11 protein-coding genes are annotated in these 15,874 nt (G+C 67.8%); 5 read left to right on the forward strand and 6 right to left on the reverse strand.

Features of this window, described 5'->3' with window-relative positions:
• Window positions 1-42: 42 nt before the first annotated feature.
• From ACEN9O_RS14440 to ACEN9O_RS14450, 3 genes are read left to right on the forward strand one after another with little or no spacing between them, the layout of a single operon-like run.
• Window positions 43-1,656, forward strand: coding sequence for an MFS transporter (locus ACEN9O_RS14440; protein ID WP_495618212.1), 1,614 nt, complete (start codon window positions 43-45; stop codon window positions 1,654-1,656).
• Between the two features lie 5 nt (window positions 1,657-1,661).
• Window positions 1,662-2,861: an HlyD family secretion protein gene (locus tag ACEN9O_RS14445; RefSeq protein ID WP_495618213.1), complete on the forward strand. Its 1,200-nt coding sequence runs from the start codon at window positions 1,662-1,664 to the stop codon at window positions 2,859-2,861.
• On the forward strand, window positions 2,858-4,285 hold the full coding sequence (locus tag ACEN9O_RS14450) for an efflux transporter outer membrane subunit (RefSeq protein ID WP_495618214.1): 1,428 nt from the start codon (window positions 2,858-2,860) through the stop codon (window positions 4,283-4,285). Before ACEN9O_RS14445 ends, ACEN9O_RS14450 begins: the two co-directional genes overlap by 4 nt.
• A 63-nt stretch (window positions 4,286-4,348) precedes the next feature.
• Here the strand turns inward: ACEN9O_RS14450 and ACEN9O_RS14455 are convergent, their stop codons facing one another.
• Genes ACEN9O_RS14455 through ACEN9O_RS14475 form a run of 5 tightly spaced genes read right to left on the reverse strand, consistent with a single transcriptional unit; the run spans window position 4,349 to window position 11,294 of the window.
• On the reverse strand, window positions 4,349-4,807 hold the full coding sequence (locus tag ACEN9O_RS14455) for an AraC family transcriptional regulator (protein WP_495618215.1): 459 nt from the start codon (window positions 4,805-4,807) through the stop codon (window positions 4,349-4,351).
• Window positions 4,808-4,822: 15 nt separating this feature from the next.
• Complete coding sequence (locus ACEN9O_RS14460; protein WP_495618216.1) at window positions 4,823-7,957, reverse strand: efflux RND transporter permease subunit; 3,135 nt, start codon at window positions 7,955-7,957, stop codon at window positions 4,823-4,825.
• Between the two features lie 9 nt (window positions 7,958-7,966).
• The gene (locus ACEN9O_RS14465) at window positions 7,967-9,154 is read right to left on the reverse strand and encodes an efflux RND transporter periplasmic adaptor subunit (protein WP_495618217.1); all 1,188 of its coding nucleotides are present in this window, start codon (window positions 9,152-9,154) and stop codon (window positions 7,967-7,969) included.
• A gap of 14 nt (window positions 9,155-9,168) precedes the next feature.
• A complete protein-coding gene (locus ACEN9O_RS14470; RefSeq protein ID WP_495618218.1) occupies window positions 9,169-10,599 on the reverse strand; it encodes an efflux transporter outer membrane subunit in 1,431 nt (476 codons plus the stop codon).
• The gene (locus ACEN9O_RS14475) at window positions 10,596-11,294 is read right to left on the reverse strand and encodes a CerR family C-terminal domain-containing protein (protein ID WP_495618219.1); all 699 of its coding nucleotides are present in this window, start codon (window positions 11,292-11,294) and stop codon (window positions 10,596-10,598) included. Before ACEN9O_RS14475 ends, ACEN9O_RS14470 begins: the two co-directional genes overlap by 4 nt.
• Before the next feature lie 167 nt (window positions 11,295-11,461).
• Here ACEN9O_RS14475 and ACEN9O_RS14480 point away from each other — a divergent pair, with 167 nt between their 5' ends.
• Both ACEN9O_RS14480 and ACEN9O_RS14485 read left to right on the forward strand, forming a co-directional pair.
• Complete coding sequence (locus ACEN9O_RS14480; RefSeq protein WP_495618220.1) at window positions 11,462-12,919, forward strand: DUF1800 domain-containing protein; 1,458 nt, start codon at window positions 11,462-11,464, stop codon at window positions 12,917-12,919.
• Window positions 12,920-12,938: 19 nt separating this feature from the next.
• Window positions 12,939-14,222 carry a DUF1501 domain-containing protein gene (locus ACEN9O_RS14485; RefSeq protein ID WP_495618221.1) on the forward strand — a complete coding sequence of 428 codons (1,284 nt, stop codon included), beginning with the start codon at window positions 12,939-12,941 and terminating at the stop codon, window positions 14,220-14,222.
• A gap of 254 nt (window positions 14,223-14,476) precedes the next feature.
• Here the strand turns inward: ACEN9O_RS14485 and ACEN9O_RS14490 are convergent, their stop codons facing one another.
• Entirely contained in the window at window positions 14,477-15,829 is a 1,353-nt protein-coding gene (locus tag ACEN9O_RS14490) for a hybrid sensor histidine kinase/response regulator (RefSeq protein WP_495618222.1), read from the reverse strand.
• Window positions 15,830-15,874: the final 45 nt, after the last annotated feature.

Genomic DNA, 15,874 nt, shown 5'->3' on the forward strand with positions numbered 1-15,874 from the left:
GTGTACGCTCCACAAGTATGGCTTCCGCATGAGCGTCCCTCCTTGCCGGGATCGCCTTCGACACCGCTGCACACGGCCGAGCGCCGGCTGGCCTTCCTGGTGATCGGCTTCATCGTCGCCGTCACCGGCGGCCTGGGGAACGCGCTGGTGTCGGTCAACCTGCCTTACCTGCAAGGCTCGCTGGGCGTTTATTCGGCGGAGATCCAGTGGCTGCCGGCCGCCTATGTGATGGCCAATGTGTCGATGAACCTGCTGCTGGTGAAATTCCGCCAGCAGTACGGCCTGCGCCTGTTCACCGAGTTATTCCTGGTGCTGTACGCGCTGGCCACCGTGGCCCACCTGTTCGTGCACGGCCTGGCCTCGGCCATCGCGGTGCGGGCGGCGCACGGCATGAGCGGCGCGGCGCTGACTACCCTTGGACTGTATTACACCTTGCAAGCCTTCCCGGCGCAGCACCGGCTCAAGGCGGTGGTGTTCGGCATCGGCTTCTCGCAGCTGGCGCTGCCGATGGCGCGGCTGTTCTCGTCGGAGCTGATGGAGTTCGGCGAATGGCGCGGCCTGTACTTCTTCGAGCTGGGCCTGGCCCTGCTGTCGCTGGCCTGCGTGATGGCGCTCAAGCTGCCGCCGGGGGACCGCGTCAAGGCCTTCGAGAAGATGGACTTCCTCACCTTCGGCCTGTTCGCGCCCGGCGTGGCCTTGCTGTCGGCGGTGCTGGCGCTGGGCCGCACCGTGTGGTGGTTCGAATCGCGCTGGCTGGGTTTGAGCCTGGCCGGCGCCATCGTGCTGATCGCCGCCGCGCTGCTGGTCGAGCATAACCGCGCGCGCCCGCTGATCAACACGCGCTGGCTCAGCACCGGCAATATCGCGCGGCTGGCCATGTCGGTGCTGCTGATCCGCGTGGTGCAGTCGGAGGCCAACGGCACCGTGGGCTTCCTGCAGGCGCTGGGCCTGAACAACGACCAGATGCAGATGTTATGGGTCATCGTCATGATCGGCACCGTGGCCGGGCTGGTGGCCAGCGCGCTGACCATCACGCCGGCGCGCATCCCCTTGCAGCTGATGTTCTCGCTGGCGGTGATGGCGGCCGGCGCCTACATGGATTCCGACGCCACCAACCTGACCCGGCCCGAAGACCTGTATGTGAGCCAGTTCCTGCTGGCCTTCGGCGGCGCCTTCTTCATCGGGCCGACGTTTGTGTCGGGCTTCGGCGCCGTGATCGCGGCGCCGAATAACCTGGTCAGCTTTTCGGTCATGTTCAGCATCACGCAGACGCTGGGCAGCCTGCTTGGCACGGCCTTGGTCGGCACTTTCCAGGTGGTGCGCGAAAAATTCCACTCCAGCATACTGGTCGAGCATCTGACCCTGCTCGATCCGCAGGTGGCGGCGCGCATCCAGAGCGGCGGCGCGGCGTTGGCCGATCCCGCCACCCGCAGCGCCACCGGCGTGGCAGCGCTGGGCGCGGCCGCCACGCGCGAAGCCAACATCCTGGCCTATAACGATGTCTTCCTGATGATTACCCTGGTGGCGTTGCTGACACTGGCCTGGATGCTGGGCCGCCACCTGTGGTCGGTGTGCGTGGTGTGCCCGGGCAGTCCGGCGCACAACGCGCAGACCGGCATGGCCAATGTCTCTCTCAATAACTCCGGATCGCGCTGACCTACATGGCTAACAATACTCCCGACAATTCCTCTTCCTCCGAAACCCGCGTCGCGGCGGTGGCTGCGGCGGCTGCGGCGGCCGCCGTCGCCGCGGCCGCGCCCACCGCGCCGGCGCCGGACCGGCGCGCGCAGATCATTTCGGCGATTGCGTTTTCGTTCGTGGCGCTGGTCGGTGTGCTGATCGTGCTGTATGCGTGGCGGCTGCCGCCATTCAGCACCGCCATCGTCTCCACCGAGAACGCGCTGGTGCGCGGGCAGGTCACGCTGATCGGCACCCAGCTGCCCGGCTACGTAGTCGACGTGCGGGTGCAGGATTTCCAGCAGGTCAAGCAGGGCGATTTGCTGGTGCTGATCGACGACCGCGTCTACCAGCAGCGCTACGACCAGGCGCAGGCGCAGCTGGCGGCGCAGAAGGCGGCGCTGGCCAACTGGGAGCAGGCGCGCCGCACGGCGGAAGCCGGCGTGGCGCTGAACCAGGCCACGCTGGCCAACGCGGAAGCGCAGGCCGCCAAGTCGGTGGCCGATTTGAGCCGCGTGAATTCGCTGGCGGCGGACGGCTCGCTGTCCCTGCGCGAACAGGATTCGTCCAAGGCAGCCAAGGTGCAGACCGCGGCGGCGGTGGCGCAGGCGCGCGCCAGCCTGGAGATCGCCAAACAGCAGGTCCAGACGGTGGTGGTGAACAAGCTGTCGCTGGAGGCGGCGGTGGCCAATGCGACGGCGGCGCTGAAGGCGGCCAGGGTGGATCTGGATAACACGCGCATCACCGCGCCGGAGGACGGCCAGCTGGGCCAGGTCACGGTGCGCAAGGGCGCCTACGTCAACACCGGCGCGCAGTTGATGGGATTGGTGCCGCGCCAGCTGTGGGTGATCGCCAACCTGAAGGAGACGCAGATGAACGGCGTGCAGGTCGGCCAGAGCGCCACCTTCAAGGTCGATGCGCTGGACGGCGCGCAGCTGACCGGCCAGGTGGAGCGGATTTCGCCGGCCACCGGTTCGGAGTTCAGCGTGCTGCCGGCCGATAACGCGACCGGCAATTACGTCAAGATCGCGCAGCGCATACCGGTGCGCATCCGCATCGATCCGGGCCAGGCCAAGGCGCGCCGGCTGGCGCCGGGGATGTCGGTGGTGGTCAGCATCGACACGTCGGCGGTGCTCAACGATGCGAACGCTGTGCCGGTCAAGACCGCCGGAGTCAAGCCATGAGACAGGGCGTTGTAGCCGCGTCGCCGGTGGCGCTGGTGTCGGCGTTGGTGCTGGCGCTGGCCGGCTGCGCCGCCAAGGCGCCGCCGCCGCCCGCATCGAGCTTGCAGACGCCGTCCGCCTGGCGCACCCTCGCCGGGACGGCGCAGGGCGCGGCCGTGCAGGCGCAATGGTGGCAGGCCTTCGGCGATCCCGCATTGAGCGCGCTGGTGGCCGCCGCGCTGGAACACAACGGCGACCTGCGCATCGCCCGCGCGCGCGTGGCGCAGTACCGCGCGCTGGTGGGCGTGGCCGCCGCCGGCCAGAAGGCCAACGTCTTCGTCGACACCGCGCCGACCCGCACGCGCCAGCTGGCCTACAACGGCGTGCCTTACGTTACCAATGTCTACCAGGCCGAGTTCCAGGCCAGCTATGAGGTCGATGTGTGGGGCCGCCTGGCCGCGCTGACCGACGCCGCCACCGCCACCTATCAGGCGGAGCAGGCCAACGCCGATGCGGCGGCGTTGTCGATCGCCGCCACCGTGGCGTCGGGTTATCTGAACCTGCGCGGCCTGGACGCCCAATTGGCGCTGACCGAAGCTACGCTGAAGCTGCGCGAAGAATCGCGCGACCTGGCCAAGCGCCAGTTTGACGTGGGCTACAGCTCGCGGCTGGAGTGGCTGCAGGCGCAGGCCGAATACCAGACCACCGCCGAGCAGGTGCCGCAGCTGAAGCGCGCGATTTTCGAGCAGGAGAATGCGCTGTCCATCCTGGCCGGCGGCAATCCCGGCCCGGTCGCGCGCGGGCTGGAGCTGGCGGCCTTGTCGGCGCCGGCGGTGCCGGCCGGGCTGCCGTCCGAACTGCTGCGGCGCAGGCCGGATATCGCGCGCGCCGAATTCAACCTGGTCGCCGTCAACGCCAACCTGGCCGCCACGCGCGACCAGCTGCTGCCGTCGTTCAAGCTGACGATGGTGGGTGGGGTGCAGAATTTGAAGTGGCACGATTTCATCAACGCGCCGACCGCGCTGTGGCGCTTGACCGGCGCCGTCGCCGCGCCGGTGTTCGAGGGTGACCGCGTGCAGTACCAGACCGAGGCAGCGGCGGCGCAGCGCGACCAATCGATTTACGCTTATGAAAACGCGGTGCGCACAGCCTTCGCCGAAACCGACAACAGCCTGGGGGCGCTGGCGCGTCTGAAGGAGCAGGCGGTGCAGAACGACGCGCGCCGCGCCACGGCGGCCGAAACGCTGCGCATCGCGCACAACCGCTACCGCAACGGCTACGCTTCGTATCTGGAGGAACTGGATGCCCAGCGCACGCTGTACAACGCCGACGTCGGCCGCTTGCAGCTGAAGACGCGCATGCTGGTGGCGTCGGTGGATTTGTATCGCGCGATGGGTGGCGGCTGGGCGGCCGCCGGTCATTCCCGCGAAGGCGGGAATCCATAGGCGGCGCGCTCGCCAGTGACGCATGCTGTCTATAGATTCCCGCTTTCGCGGGAATGACGGTGGTTATTTCACCGGAATGCACAGCTCCGATTCGAACACACCGGTGGCCGGGTCCATCGCATAGTCGGCCGGATAGCGCTCGAAGCACGGGCCGGCGTCGACCTTGCCCTCGGCGTGCAGCTGGCCGAAGAACTCTCCCCATGCCGCCGGCACCTGCTCGCCAGTGCCCTTGAACTTGGCGACGGCGTAGCGGCCGGCAGGGAGGAAGGCTTCCCTCGCCGGTTCCTTGATCGGATAGGCGTCCGACACTTCAACGCAGGCGTCGTAGCGGCACTCGGCCGGCGGCGTGGTGGACGGATCGTCCTGCGCCACGCCGTAGGTGACTTTGTTCACCAGCCCGAAGGCCTTCTGCCACGGCGTGAACACTTCCTTCCAGAACTCGCCGATCGGCGCGCCGAACGGGCCCTTGTAGCGCAGGTAGGCTACGCGTACTGCCGGTAAATCCTTGACTTCATATTCCATGATGATCTCCTCGTGTTAGTGTCCGCCGCCGGCGATCTTGCGCAGCGGCGTCGCGGTTTCTTCAGGGGCCGGCGCCGGCGTGCGGCGCAGCCTGGCCATCAGGCGTTGCAGCAGGTGTTCCAGGTCGTCGATGTAGGTGAACACGGCCGGCACCACCAGCAGGCTCAGTAAGGTCGACGTGATCAGGCCACCGATCACGGTGATCGCCATCGGCGAACGGAAGCTCGGATCGGCGCCCCAGCCCAGCGCCAGCGGCATCATGCCGGCGCCCATCGCGATGGTGGTCATCAGGATCGGACGGCTGCGCTTGTGGCAAGCGTCGACCAGGGCTTCGAAACGGCTCATGCCTGCCTGACGCGCCAGAATAGCATAATCAACCAATAAGATTGAGTTCTTTGTAACGATCCCCATCAGCATAATCAGCCCGATCATCGACGGCATCGACAGCGCGCGGCCGGTGATCAGCAGCGCCACGAAGGCGCCGCCGATCGACAGCGGCAGCGCCGCCAGAATCGTGGTCGGCTGCATGAAGTCCTTGAACAGCAGCACCAGCACGCAGTAGATGCACAACACGCCGATCAGCATGGCGATGCCGAAGCTGGCGAACAGCGCGGCCATCTCCTGGGTGTCGCCCAGCTCCGCGATCTTCACCGCCGGCGGCAGGTTGCGCATGGTCGGCAGCGCGCGCGCTTCGGTGTTCACCTCGCCCAGCGAGCGCTTGCCCAGTTCCACTTCCAGCGTGACGTTGCGGCTGCGGTTGAGGCGATTGATCTGCGCCGGGCCGCTCTCCATGGTGATGGTGGCGACGGTGGCCAGCAGGACCGGGCCGTTCTTGCCCGGCACCGTCAGGCGGCCGATGGCGTCCAGGTCGGCGCGCACGGCGTCCGGCAGCTTGACGCGGATCGGCACCTGGCGTTCCGGCAGGTTCATCTTGGTCAGGTCGGTGTCGTAGTCGCCGGCGGTGGCCACGCGCACGGTCTGGCCGATGGACGCGGCGGTCACACCCAGGTCGGCGGCCTTGGCGAAGTCCGGCGTGACGATGATCTCCGGACGCACCAGCGAGGCGCTGGAGCGCACGTTGCCGACGCCTTTGAGCGTGCGCATTTCGCGCTCGACCTTTTGCGCCGTCTCCTTCAGCGCGACCGGGTCTTCGCTGCGCAGCACCAGCTGCATCTTGACGCCGTTGTCCGGCGGGCCCACCTTGAAGCGGGCGCCGGGAATGGCGCTGAGCTTCTGGCGGATTTCGCCCTCCAGGTCGGCCATCGATTCCTTGCGGTCGTTGCGGTGGGCGGTGGTCAGCGTCAGCACGGCGTTGCGCGCTTCGGCCGGAGTGCCGGGCGCGAAGGCGTCGCCGCTGGAGCCGCCGCCGATGGAGCTGAACACCGCCTTGATGCCTTTGACTTCCATCGCGGCCAGGCGGGCGCGCTCGGCGACTACACGGGTTTCGGCCAGCGTGGAGCCGGGTGGCAGTTCCAGGTTGATCTGGGTCTGCGCGCGGTCGGCGGCCGGCACGAAGCCGGTCGGCAGCAGGCCCACCAGCATGATCGAGCCGACGAAGAAGGCGGCCGAGGCGATCGCCGTCACCAGCCGGTGCGTCAGGCACCAGCGCATCACGCGGATGTAGCGCGTCATCAGCCAGCCGTCTTTTTCTTCGGCGTGGACCACCGGCTTGAGGATGTAGGCCGCCATCATCGGCGTTAGCAGACGGGCCACCACCAGCGAGGCCAGCACCGCCACCACAGCGGTCCAGCCGAACTGCTTGAAGAACAGGCCGGGCACGCCGCCCATGAAGGCGGTCGGCAGGAATACGGCGACCAGCGCGAAGGTGGTGGCGATCACCGCCATGCCGATTTCGTCGGCCGCTTCCATCGCCGCCTCCATCGGGGTTTTACCCATGCGCAGGTGGCGCGCGATGTTTTCGATTTCAACGATGGCGTCGTCCACCAGCACGCCCACCACCAGCGCCATCGACAGCAGCGTCACGGTGTTGAGGGTGTAGCCGAACAGGTACAGACCGAGGAAGGCCGGCATCACCGACAGCGGCAGCGCGGCGGCGGCCACCAGCGTGGCGCGCCAGTCGCGCAGGAACCACCACACCACCAGCACCGCCAGGATGGCGCCTTCGTACAGCAGCTCCATCGAGCCCTTGAAGTTTTCCTCGACCGGGAAGGCGTTGTCGATCACCGGCTTCAGTTCGACGCGCGGGTTGGCGCGGCTCAGTTCCTCGATGGCGGCGCGCGCGCCCTTGGCAACGGCCAGTTCGCTGGCGCCCTTGGTGCGGAAGACTTCAAAGCCGATCACCGGCACGCCGTCCTGCAGGGCGATGGCGCGCGGTTCGGAGACGGTGTCGGTCACGGTGGCCACCTGGTCGAGGCGCACGCGGCGGCCGTCGGTCAGCGGCAGCTCAATGGCGGCCAGCGCGGCCGCGCTCTGCACGGTGGCGATGGTGCGCACCGATTGCTCGGCGCCGCTGACGTCACCGCGTCCGCCCGGCGCTTCCTTCTGCACCAGGCGCAGTTGGCGCGACACGTCCAGCGCGGACACGCGCAGCGCCGCCATGCGGGCGTCGTCGAGCTCCACGCGGATCTCGCGCTTCACGCCGCCGACGCGCTTGACCGCGCCCACGCCGGGCACCGCCAGCAGGCGCTTGGAGACGGCGTTGTCGACGAACCAGCTCAGTTCCTGGTTGTCCATCTTCTCGCCGGACGTTTTGGCGGCTGCCGCGGTGAAGGTCATGATCACGCGGCCGGCGGTGGAGGCCTTGGTCACGGTCGGGTCGCGCAGCTCGGCCGGCATGTCGGCCTTGACGCGGGCCACGGCGTCGCGCACCTCGTTGACAGCGTCGGAGATCGGCTTCTCAAGTATGAACTCGACGGTGGTGGTGGAGACGCCGTCCAGCACCGTGGTGTAGATGTTCTTGATGCCTTGCAGCGTGGCGACCGAGTCCTCGATCTTGCGCGCCACTTCGGTTTCCAGCTGGGCCGGCGCGCTGCCGTCCAGCGTGGCGGTGACGGTCACGATGGGCAGTTCGATGTCCGGGAAGTCCTGCACCGGATTGGCCTTGAAGGCCATCATCCCGGCCAGCGTCAGCAGCGCGAACAGCATGATCGCCGGGATGGGGTTCTTGATCGACAGGGAGGAAAAATTCATGGCGTGTCCTTACTTGGCGGCCAGCTTAGTTGCCAGCTTGGTTGCCAGTTTTGCGACCGGCGCGGTCTCGGCGACGTTGTGTACCAGGTCGCCGTCGTTCAGGAAGCCGGCGCCGCGCACCACCACCGGCGTGTCGGCGGTCAGGCCGCCCAGCACTTCGATGCGGTCGCCCAGGCGGCGGCCCGGCTGCACCTTGATCTGGCTGACATGCTGGTCGGCGTTGAGGCGGAACACGAAGCTGAAGCCGTCGCGCACGACGATGGATTGCTGCGGCACCGTCATCGCCTCCGACGTGCCCAGCTCGAACTGGCCGCTGGCGAACATGCCGGCCTTGAACGGCGCGTCCTTGACGCCGGCGCCGGCCGGCAGGTCGACGTAGACCAGCGCGGAGCGGGTCTGCGCGTCGACGGTCGGCGCGATCATGCGCACCTTGCCGGTCGCCTCGCTGCCGTTGGCGGCCTTGATGACGGCGCTGGTGCCGGTCTTCAGGTTGCGCAGATCGGCGGCCACCACTTCGGCGCGCCACTCCAGGCGGCCCTGGCGGATCATTCGGAACAGCTCCGTGCCGGGGCCGGAGACCGCGCCCACCGTGGCGTTGTTGGTCCGGGCCGAGATGATGCCGCTGTCCGGCGCCACGACCCTGGTGTATTTGAGGCGCAGCTGCTGGCTGGCCAGCGCCGCCTTGGCCGAGGCAATGCGGGCGTTGGCGGTCTGCTCGGCCGTGGTGTACTGGCTGATTTGCTGCGCGCTCAGGGCGCCGGTGTTTTGCAGCGTGCGCGCGCGGGCGGCGTTGGCGACGGCGTCGGCGGCGTTGGCTTCGGCCTCCTGCACGGCGGCCCTGGCCTGCGCCAGGTCGGCGTTGATGGTATCGGCCGAGAACACGGCCAGCACGTCGCCGGCCTTGACCACGTCGCCGACGTTGACGCGCACTTCGGTCAGGCGCAAACCGTTCGATTCGCTGCTGACGCTCGCTTCCTGCCAGGCGGCGACGTTGCCGTTGGCGGCCAGCTTGATGGGCAGGCGCGCGGCCGACGGCTTGGTGGTGGTGACGGTCAATGCCGGCTTGGCGGTTTCCGCTTTCTTGTCGTCGGCGGCCTGGGTGGCGGACGGGTAGAACGCCATGCCGGCGCCACCGATGACGAATACGGCCAGCAGTGCGCAGGCGACAGGCTTCAGATTGGTTTTCAGGTTTTTCATGATCGGTCTTGTGGTTAGTTGGCGCTGACGACGGCGGCGGCGCCGTCGGCCGGGGCTGTCCAGCCGCCGCCGGCGGCGCGGTACAGCGCTACCCAGGCCGCGCTGCGCTCGCGCTGCAGGTTGATGACGGTTTGTTCGGCGGCCAGGCGGGTGCGGCGCGCGTCTTCCAGTTCGAACAGGCTGGCCAGGCCGTTCTTGTAGCGGTCTTCCACGGCGGTGTAGTTGACGCGGTAGCCGTCCAGCGCGGCCTGGGCGTCGGTGGCGCGGGCGCCGGTGGCGTCCAGGTTGACCAGCGCCTGTTCCACTTCGCTCACGGCCTGGCGCACGGTGGCGCGGTAGCTGGAGACGGCGGCCTCGTAGCGGGCGCTGGCCGCGTCGACGTTGGCGCGGCGCTTGCCGGCGTCGAAGATCGGCAGCGACAGCGAGACCGGGCCGATGGTCCAGGTGTCGGTGCCGGTGTTGACGCCACCGGAACGGAAATTGCCGTAGCCGATGGAGCCGGACAAGGCCAGGCGCGGATAGCGCTGCGCCTGCGCGCTGCCGACATCGGCGCTGGCGGCGGTCACTTCGCGTTCGGCGGTGAAGACGTCGGGCCGCTGGCTCAGCGTGCGCGCCGGCAGTTCGGCGATGGCGATGGCCGGCGCGCTGGCGGCGGCGCCGGCCGCTGCCGATGCGCCGGCGGCCAGCTTGCCGCGCAGCTCAGGTTCGGCGATGGCGGTCAGCGCCACCAGCGCCTTCACGTTGACGTCGCAGGCGGCGCGCTGGGCCAGGTAGCGGTTGTTGCCGTCGGCCGCGCTGGCGCGTGCCAGCGCCAGGTTGGCCGGCGACTGGAAGCCTGCCTTGGCGCTCAGCTCCGTCAGGCGCGCGGTGTCGGCGCGCGAGGCGGCGTCCTGCTTGGCCACGGCCAGCAGCTGCTCGCAGGCGCGCAGGCCGTAGTATTGGTTGGCCACTTCGGCCGCCACCGAGACGCGGGCGTCGTGCCAGCCTGCGTGGGCGCTGTCCAGGCGCGCTTGCGCGGCGTCGCGCGCGGCGCTGCGGCCTCCGAACAGGTCGATCTCCCACGAGGCCTGCAGGGCCGCCTGCGAGGTGGTCCCCGTCGGCAGCGCCGATTGCTGGTTGGAGCGGCTGATGCTGGCCGACGCGTCCAGCGACGGCGCCAGCGCGGCGCCCGCCGCCACGCGCTCGGCGCGCGATTGCGCGATGCGCGAGCCGGCCGTGGCGATGGACGGGCTGACGGCTTGCGCCGATTCGATCAGCTGCACCAGCAGCGCGTCGCTCTGGCGGCTCCACCAGCTGGCCAGGTCGGCCTGGCTGCCGTTGTGCGGCAGCGGCGCTTGCCACTGCTGCGGCGCTTGCGCGGCCACATGCGGCGCGGGCGCCTGCGTGGCACAGGCGCTCAGCGACGCGGCGACGGCCAGTGCCGCCGCCCTCAGGAATATCTTCATGCTTTTCCTTGTTGAAGTTTGGATTTCTCGGCCAGCACCACGGCTTCGGCAAAGCCCACCAGGTACTGCAACCATGTCTCTATCGCCCCCGGCGCGGCCAGCAGGTGCGGCGTGATCGTGGCGATGATGTCGCGGCCCACCATCAGCTGCACCGCCATGCCGACCAGGGCATAGGCCAGCCGGTGCACGTCGTCGTTGGGCTGCTCCAGGCCCAGGTGACGGCTCAAGGCACCCACCATCGCCAGGTGTTCCGGCTTGATGTTGTTGTCGATCTCCTGCTGCCACAAGCCGGTCGGTTCCAGCATCTCCCGGTAAAACAAACGCAGCATCAGCTGCGCATCGCCGTCCATCATCAGCGGCAACAGCATCTGCCGGTAGAAGCCCTCCAGCGTTTGCCGCAGCGTGAAGTGCGGCTGCGCGAACATCGCGATGTTTTCAGGCTCCGGCTGGCACATGAAGCTGAAGCAGGCCTGGTACAGCCCCGCCTTGTCGCCGAAGTAGTAGCTGATCGCGGCGACGTTGGCGCTGGCCGCCTGGGCGATCTCGCGGGTCGAGGTTTTGGAAAAGCCCTGCGCGGCGAACAGGCGCATGGCCGCCTGCAACAGGCGCTCGCGCGATTGCTCGCCGTCCGAACGTGGCTTGCGGCCGTCGTCGGCGGGCTGGCTGGTATCGATGGAAGTGGGTTTAGCGTTCATGGGCCGCATTACAACACATAATTTAAACAATTGATATAACTAAATCAGTTGTTTAATTTATTTCTGAAGCAATGCTAACAGCCGCTTACAACCGATACATGGCAGTCGTTTGGGACCCGGCAATATTGCGTTATAAAGTAAATATATTTTTCAACTGGAGCGTCGTCATGAACTTCTACCGCTGGATCGCCACGGCCGCCGCCTTGGCCGCCTCCGCCGCTTCCGTCATGGCGGCCGAGCCGCTGACGCCGGAGCAGGCCGCCGCCCATGTGCTGAATCGCATTGGCTACGGCCCCAAGCCGGGCGACATCGAGCGGGTGACGCAGATGGGCGTGCAGCGCTACATCGATGCGCAGTTGAACGCCGGCGCGCCGCTGCCGCCGGCGTTGAGCGCGCGCCTGGCCAGCCTGGGCGCGGTGCAGGAACCGGCCGGCGTGGTGATGCGGCGCTTCCTCGAAGTGCGCGCGATGGCGAAGGACGAGTCGGACGGCGACAAGGCCAGGCGCCGCGAGGTGGTCACCGCCATCGCGCAGCAGACGGCGGAGGCGCGCATCGCCCGCGCGGTCGACAGCCCGAACCAGCTGGAAGAGGTAATGGTCGATTTCTGGTTCAATCACTTCAACGTCTTCGCCGGCAAGGGCGTCGACCGCGCGCTGATCGCCAGCTACGAGCGCGACGCGATCCGTCCCTACGCGCTGGGGAACTTCCGTGATCTGCTGGGCGCCACCGCGCACCATCCGGCCATGCTGTACTACCTGGATAACTGGGTCTCCACCGCCAACGGCTACGTCCCACGCGGCAGAAAGCAGGGCGGCCAGAAAGCCAAGAGCAGCGGCCTGAATGAAAACTATGCGCGCGAGCTGATGGAGCTGCACACCATGGGCGTGGACAGCGGCTACACGCAGAAGGACGTGACCGAACTGGCGCGCATGCTGACCGGCTGGACCTACGACAACCGCGAGCTGGTCACGCGCAACCGCACCTTCGCCTTCGACGCCGCGCGCCACGACCATGACGACAAGGTCTGGCTGGGCCGCCGCATCAGGGCCGGTGGCCAGGAGGAGGGCGAGTACGCGCTGGACGTGCTGGCGATGCTGCCGGCCACCGCGCATCACCTGAGCTTCCAGCTGGCGCAGTACTTCGTGCAGGACCAGCCGCCGCCGGCGCTGGTGGACCGCATGGCCAAGAGCTACATCGACAGCAGGGGCGACATCCGCAGCGTGCTGCGCACCCTGTTCGCCAGCGCCGAGTTCATGGCACCGGAAGCGGTGGGCGCGAAGTTCAAGACGCCGTATCAATACGTGATCTCGGCGGCACGCGCCAGCGACACGGCGCCGTCGGACATCAAGCAGACGCTGGGCGTGCTGAACCGCCTCGGCATGCCGCTGTACGGCTGCCAGACGCCGGACGGCTACAAGAACACGCAGGACGCGTGGCTCAATCCCGATGCGCTGAGCCGGCGCATCGCCTTCGCCACGCAACTGGCGCCGGCGCTGGACGTGCAGGCCTTGCAGGCGACGCTGGCCGGGTCGATCTCGGCCAGGACGCAGGGCGCGATCGCCGGCAGTCCGCCGCCGCTGCGCGCGGCCATGCTGCTGGGTAGTCCCGATTTCATGCAGCGCTAATCATCCGACGGAGACCATCATGCAACGCAGAGACTTCCTCAACACGCTGGCCGCCGGCGCCGGCCTGATGATACCGCTGGGCCGCCACGCCTGGGCCGCCACGGCCGCCGCGCCGGGCGCCGACGCCACCGGCCGCAAGCTGATCGTGGTCATGCTGCGCGGCGCGGTGGACGGCTTGAACGTGGTGGCGCCGGTGGCCGACGCCAACTACGCGCGCCTGCGTCCGACCATCGCGCTGGCGCGGCCGGGCGACGACAACGGCGCGCTGAATCTGGACGGCTACTTCGGCCTGCATCCGGCGCTGGCGCCGCTGCTGCCGTTGTGGGAGCAGAAGAAGCTGGCCTTTGTCCACGCCAGCGGATCGCCGGACGCCACCCGCTCGCACTTCGACGCGCAGGACTACATGGAGTCTGCCACGCCCGGCGTCAAGAGCACGGCGGACGGCTGGATGAACCGGCTGGTGGCGGCGCTGCCCGGCACCGCCACGCCGACGCGCGCGCTGAGCATAGGCCCGACCATGCCGCGCATCCTGTCGGGCCATGCGGCGGCGGTCAACCTGGCCAACGGCGCGGCCGGCACCAAGGCCAATGTGCTGGACCGGCCGGCGGTGAGCAAGGCCTTCGACCAGCTGTATGCGGACAACGCGCGCTTCGGCGCCGCCTACCGGCAGGGCCAGGACGCGCACAAGGAAGTGATGGACGCGGCGGCCGGCAAGATGGTCGGCGGCGGCATGGGCGGCGGCGCGATGATGTCCGCCGAGATGCAGGCGGCAAACGGCGGCGCGCCTTTGCCCAACGGCTTCCCCGACGACGCGGCGCGGCTGGCGGCGCTGATGCGCAACGATCCGAATATCCAGCTGGCCTTCGTCGCGCTGGGCGGTTGGGACACGCACGCCAGCCAGGGCGCGGCGCGCGGCCAGCTGGCCAACCGCCTGCAGCCGCTGGGGCAGGGCCTGGCGGTGCTGGCGCAGCGACTGGGGCCGCTGTTCGACCAGACCACCATCGTGGTGATGTCGGAGTTCGGCCGCACTGCGCGCGAGAACGGCAACGGCGGCACCGACCATGGTCATGGCAATGTGATGTGGGTGCTGGGCGGCGGTGTCAACGGCGGCAAGGTGCTGGGCGACTGGCGCGGCGTCGGCGACGCGGACTTGAACGAAGGCCGCGACCTGCCGGTGACGACCGATTTCCGCACCGTACTGGCGACCATCGCCGAGCGTCACCTGCGCTTGAGCGACAAGCAGCTGGTGCAGGTGTTCCCGTCGCTGCCGCGCGGCGGTGGCCTTGATTTGTTGCGCGCCTGATCCGGCGTGCAACCCGCATGCTTTTAGCGATACGCTTGCCTGCCGCTTAGGGGGCGGACGGGGACGCCGAGTCCCTGTGGGTCCGACCCCGCATGGCCGTGCGGGGTAAAAAAAACGCCCGCTACCTTGACGGTGCGGGCGGAATTCCAATGTTCAGCGAACGGTTGGAGGAGACAGTTCCAACTATATGCCGATTTATGTTGCGGTGCAATACCGTAGAACTACGGTGACGAAGCTTCTACAGTATAAAAAAGTCAAACTTTATGCGGCAGCGCCAGCGTGAACGTGCTGCCCTGGCCGAAGTCGCTCTTGAAGAACAGCGAGCCGCCGATCAGGTTGGCCAGGTTCTGGCACAGGTACAGGCCCAGGCCCGCGCCTTCCGCGTGGCGGGTCGAGGTGGAGTCCAGCTGCGAGAACGCCTGGAACAACTTGGCCTGGTCTTCCTCGCGGATGCCGGCGCCGCTGTCGGCCACGGTGAATTCGATGATGCTGCGGCCTTCGCCCGGCCGCTTCGACAGCGTCACCCTGACCTTGCCGGCCTCGGTGAACTTGATCGCGTTGTTGGCCAGGTTGAGCAGGATCTGCGTCAGCGCGCGGCGGTCGGTCTCCAGCACGATGGATTCGTCGACCAGCTCCACTTCCAGTTCCAGACCCTTTTGCAGCGCCAGCGGGCGCAGCGTGTCGACCACGTCGTTGACCAGGTGCTGGCACTGCACGGTCTCCAGCTCCAGCGTGACCTTGCCCGCTTCGATCTTGGCCACGTCCAGGATGTCGTTGATCAGCGAGAGCAGGTGGCGCGCGCTGGTGCGGATGGTGTTGAGCTGCTTGTCCTGCTCCGGCGTCAGCGGGCCGGGGAGCTTCATCAGCAGCGCGCCGGTGAAGCCGATGATGGCGTTGAGCGGCGTGCGCAGCTCGTGCGACATGTTGGCGATGAAGGCCGATTTCATCCTGCTCGCCTCTGCCAGCTCCAGGTTCTTCAGCGCGATTTCGCGGTTGATGGTTTCCAGCTCGCCGGCATGGTGCGCCAGCCGCATATTCAGTTCGATCACCTGCCGTTCGCGCGCCTGCAGTTCGCTGTTGACCTGCACCGCCTGTTCGTAGGTCGAGATCAGCAGGTCGAGGATCTGCTGGCGCTCGGCGTTGATGAAGTGCTTCTGGTCGCCCAGGTACAGGGCGATGCCGATCTCCATGTTCTGGTTCTTGCGCAGCTTCTGGTTCATCAGCATGTGGCCGATGCGGTTGAGCAGGTAGTCTTCGGCGTAGGGTTTGCGGATGAAGTTGTCGGCGCCGCATTCGATGCCGCGGATGATGTCCTTCGGGTCCATCAGCGACGTCACCAGGATCACCGGGATTTCGCGCAGTCCGGGGTCGGTCTTGATGGCGCGGCACAGCGCGTAACCGTCCATCTCCGGCATCACGATATCGGACAACACCAGGTGCGGCTTGCGCTCGCGGATCGCATCCAGGGCCAGCTGGCCGTTGCCCGCCACGCGCGCGCCGTACCGCATCGACTGGATCAGCCGGCGCAGACGTTCGGCCTGGGTCGGGCTGTCTTCGACGATGAGGATTTCGATTTCGTCGGGCTGAATTTCGTAGCTGGTGTCCACTGACCACCCTCCTGGATGCATAGATCGGCTGTTGTGACTATATCG

Source organism: Duganella sp. Dugasp78, from assembly GCF_059491455.1.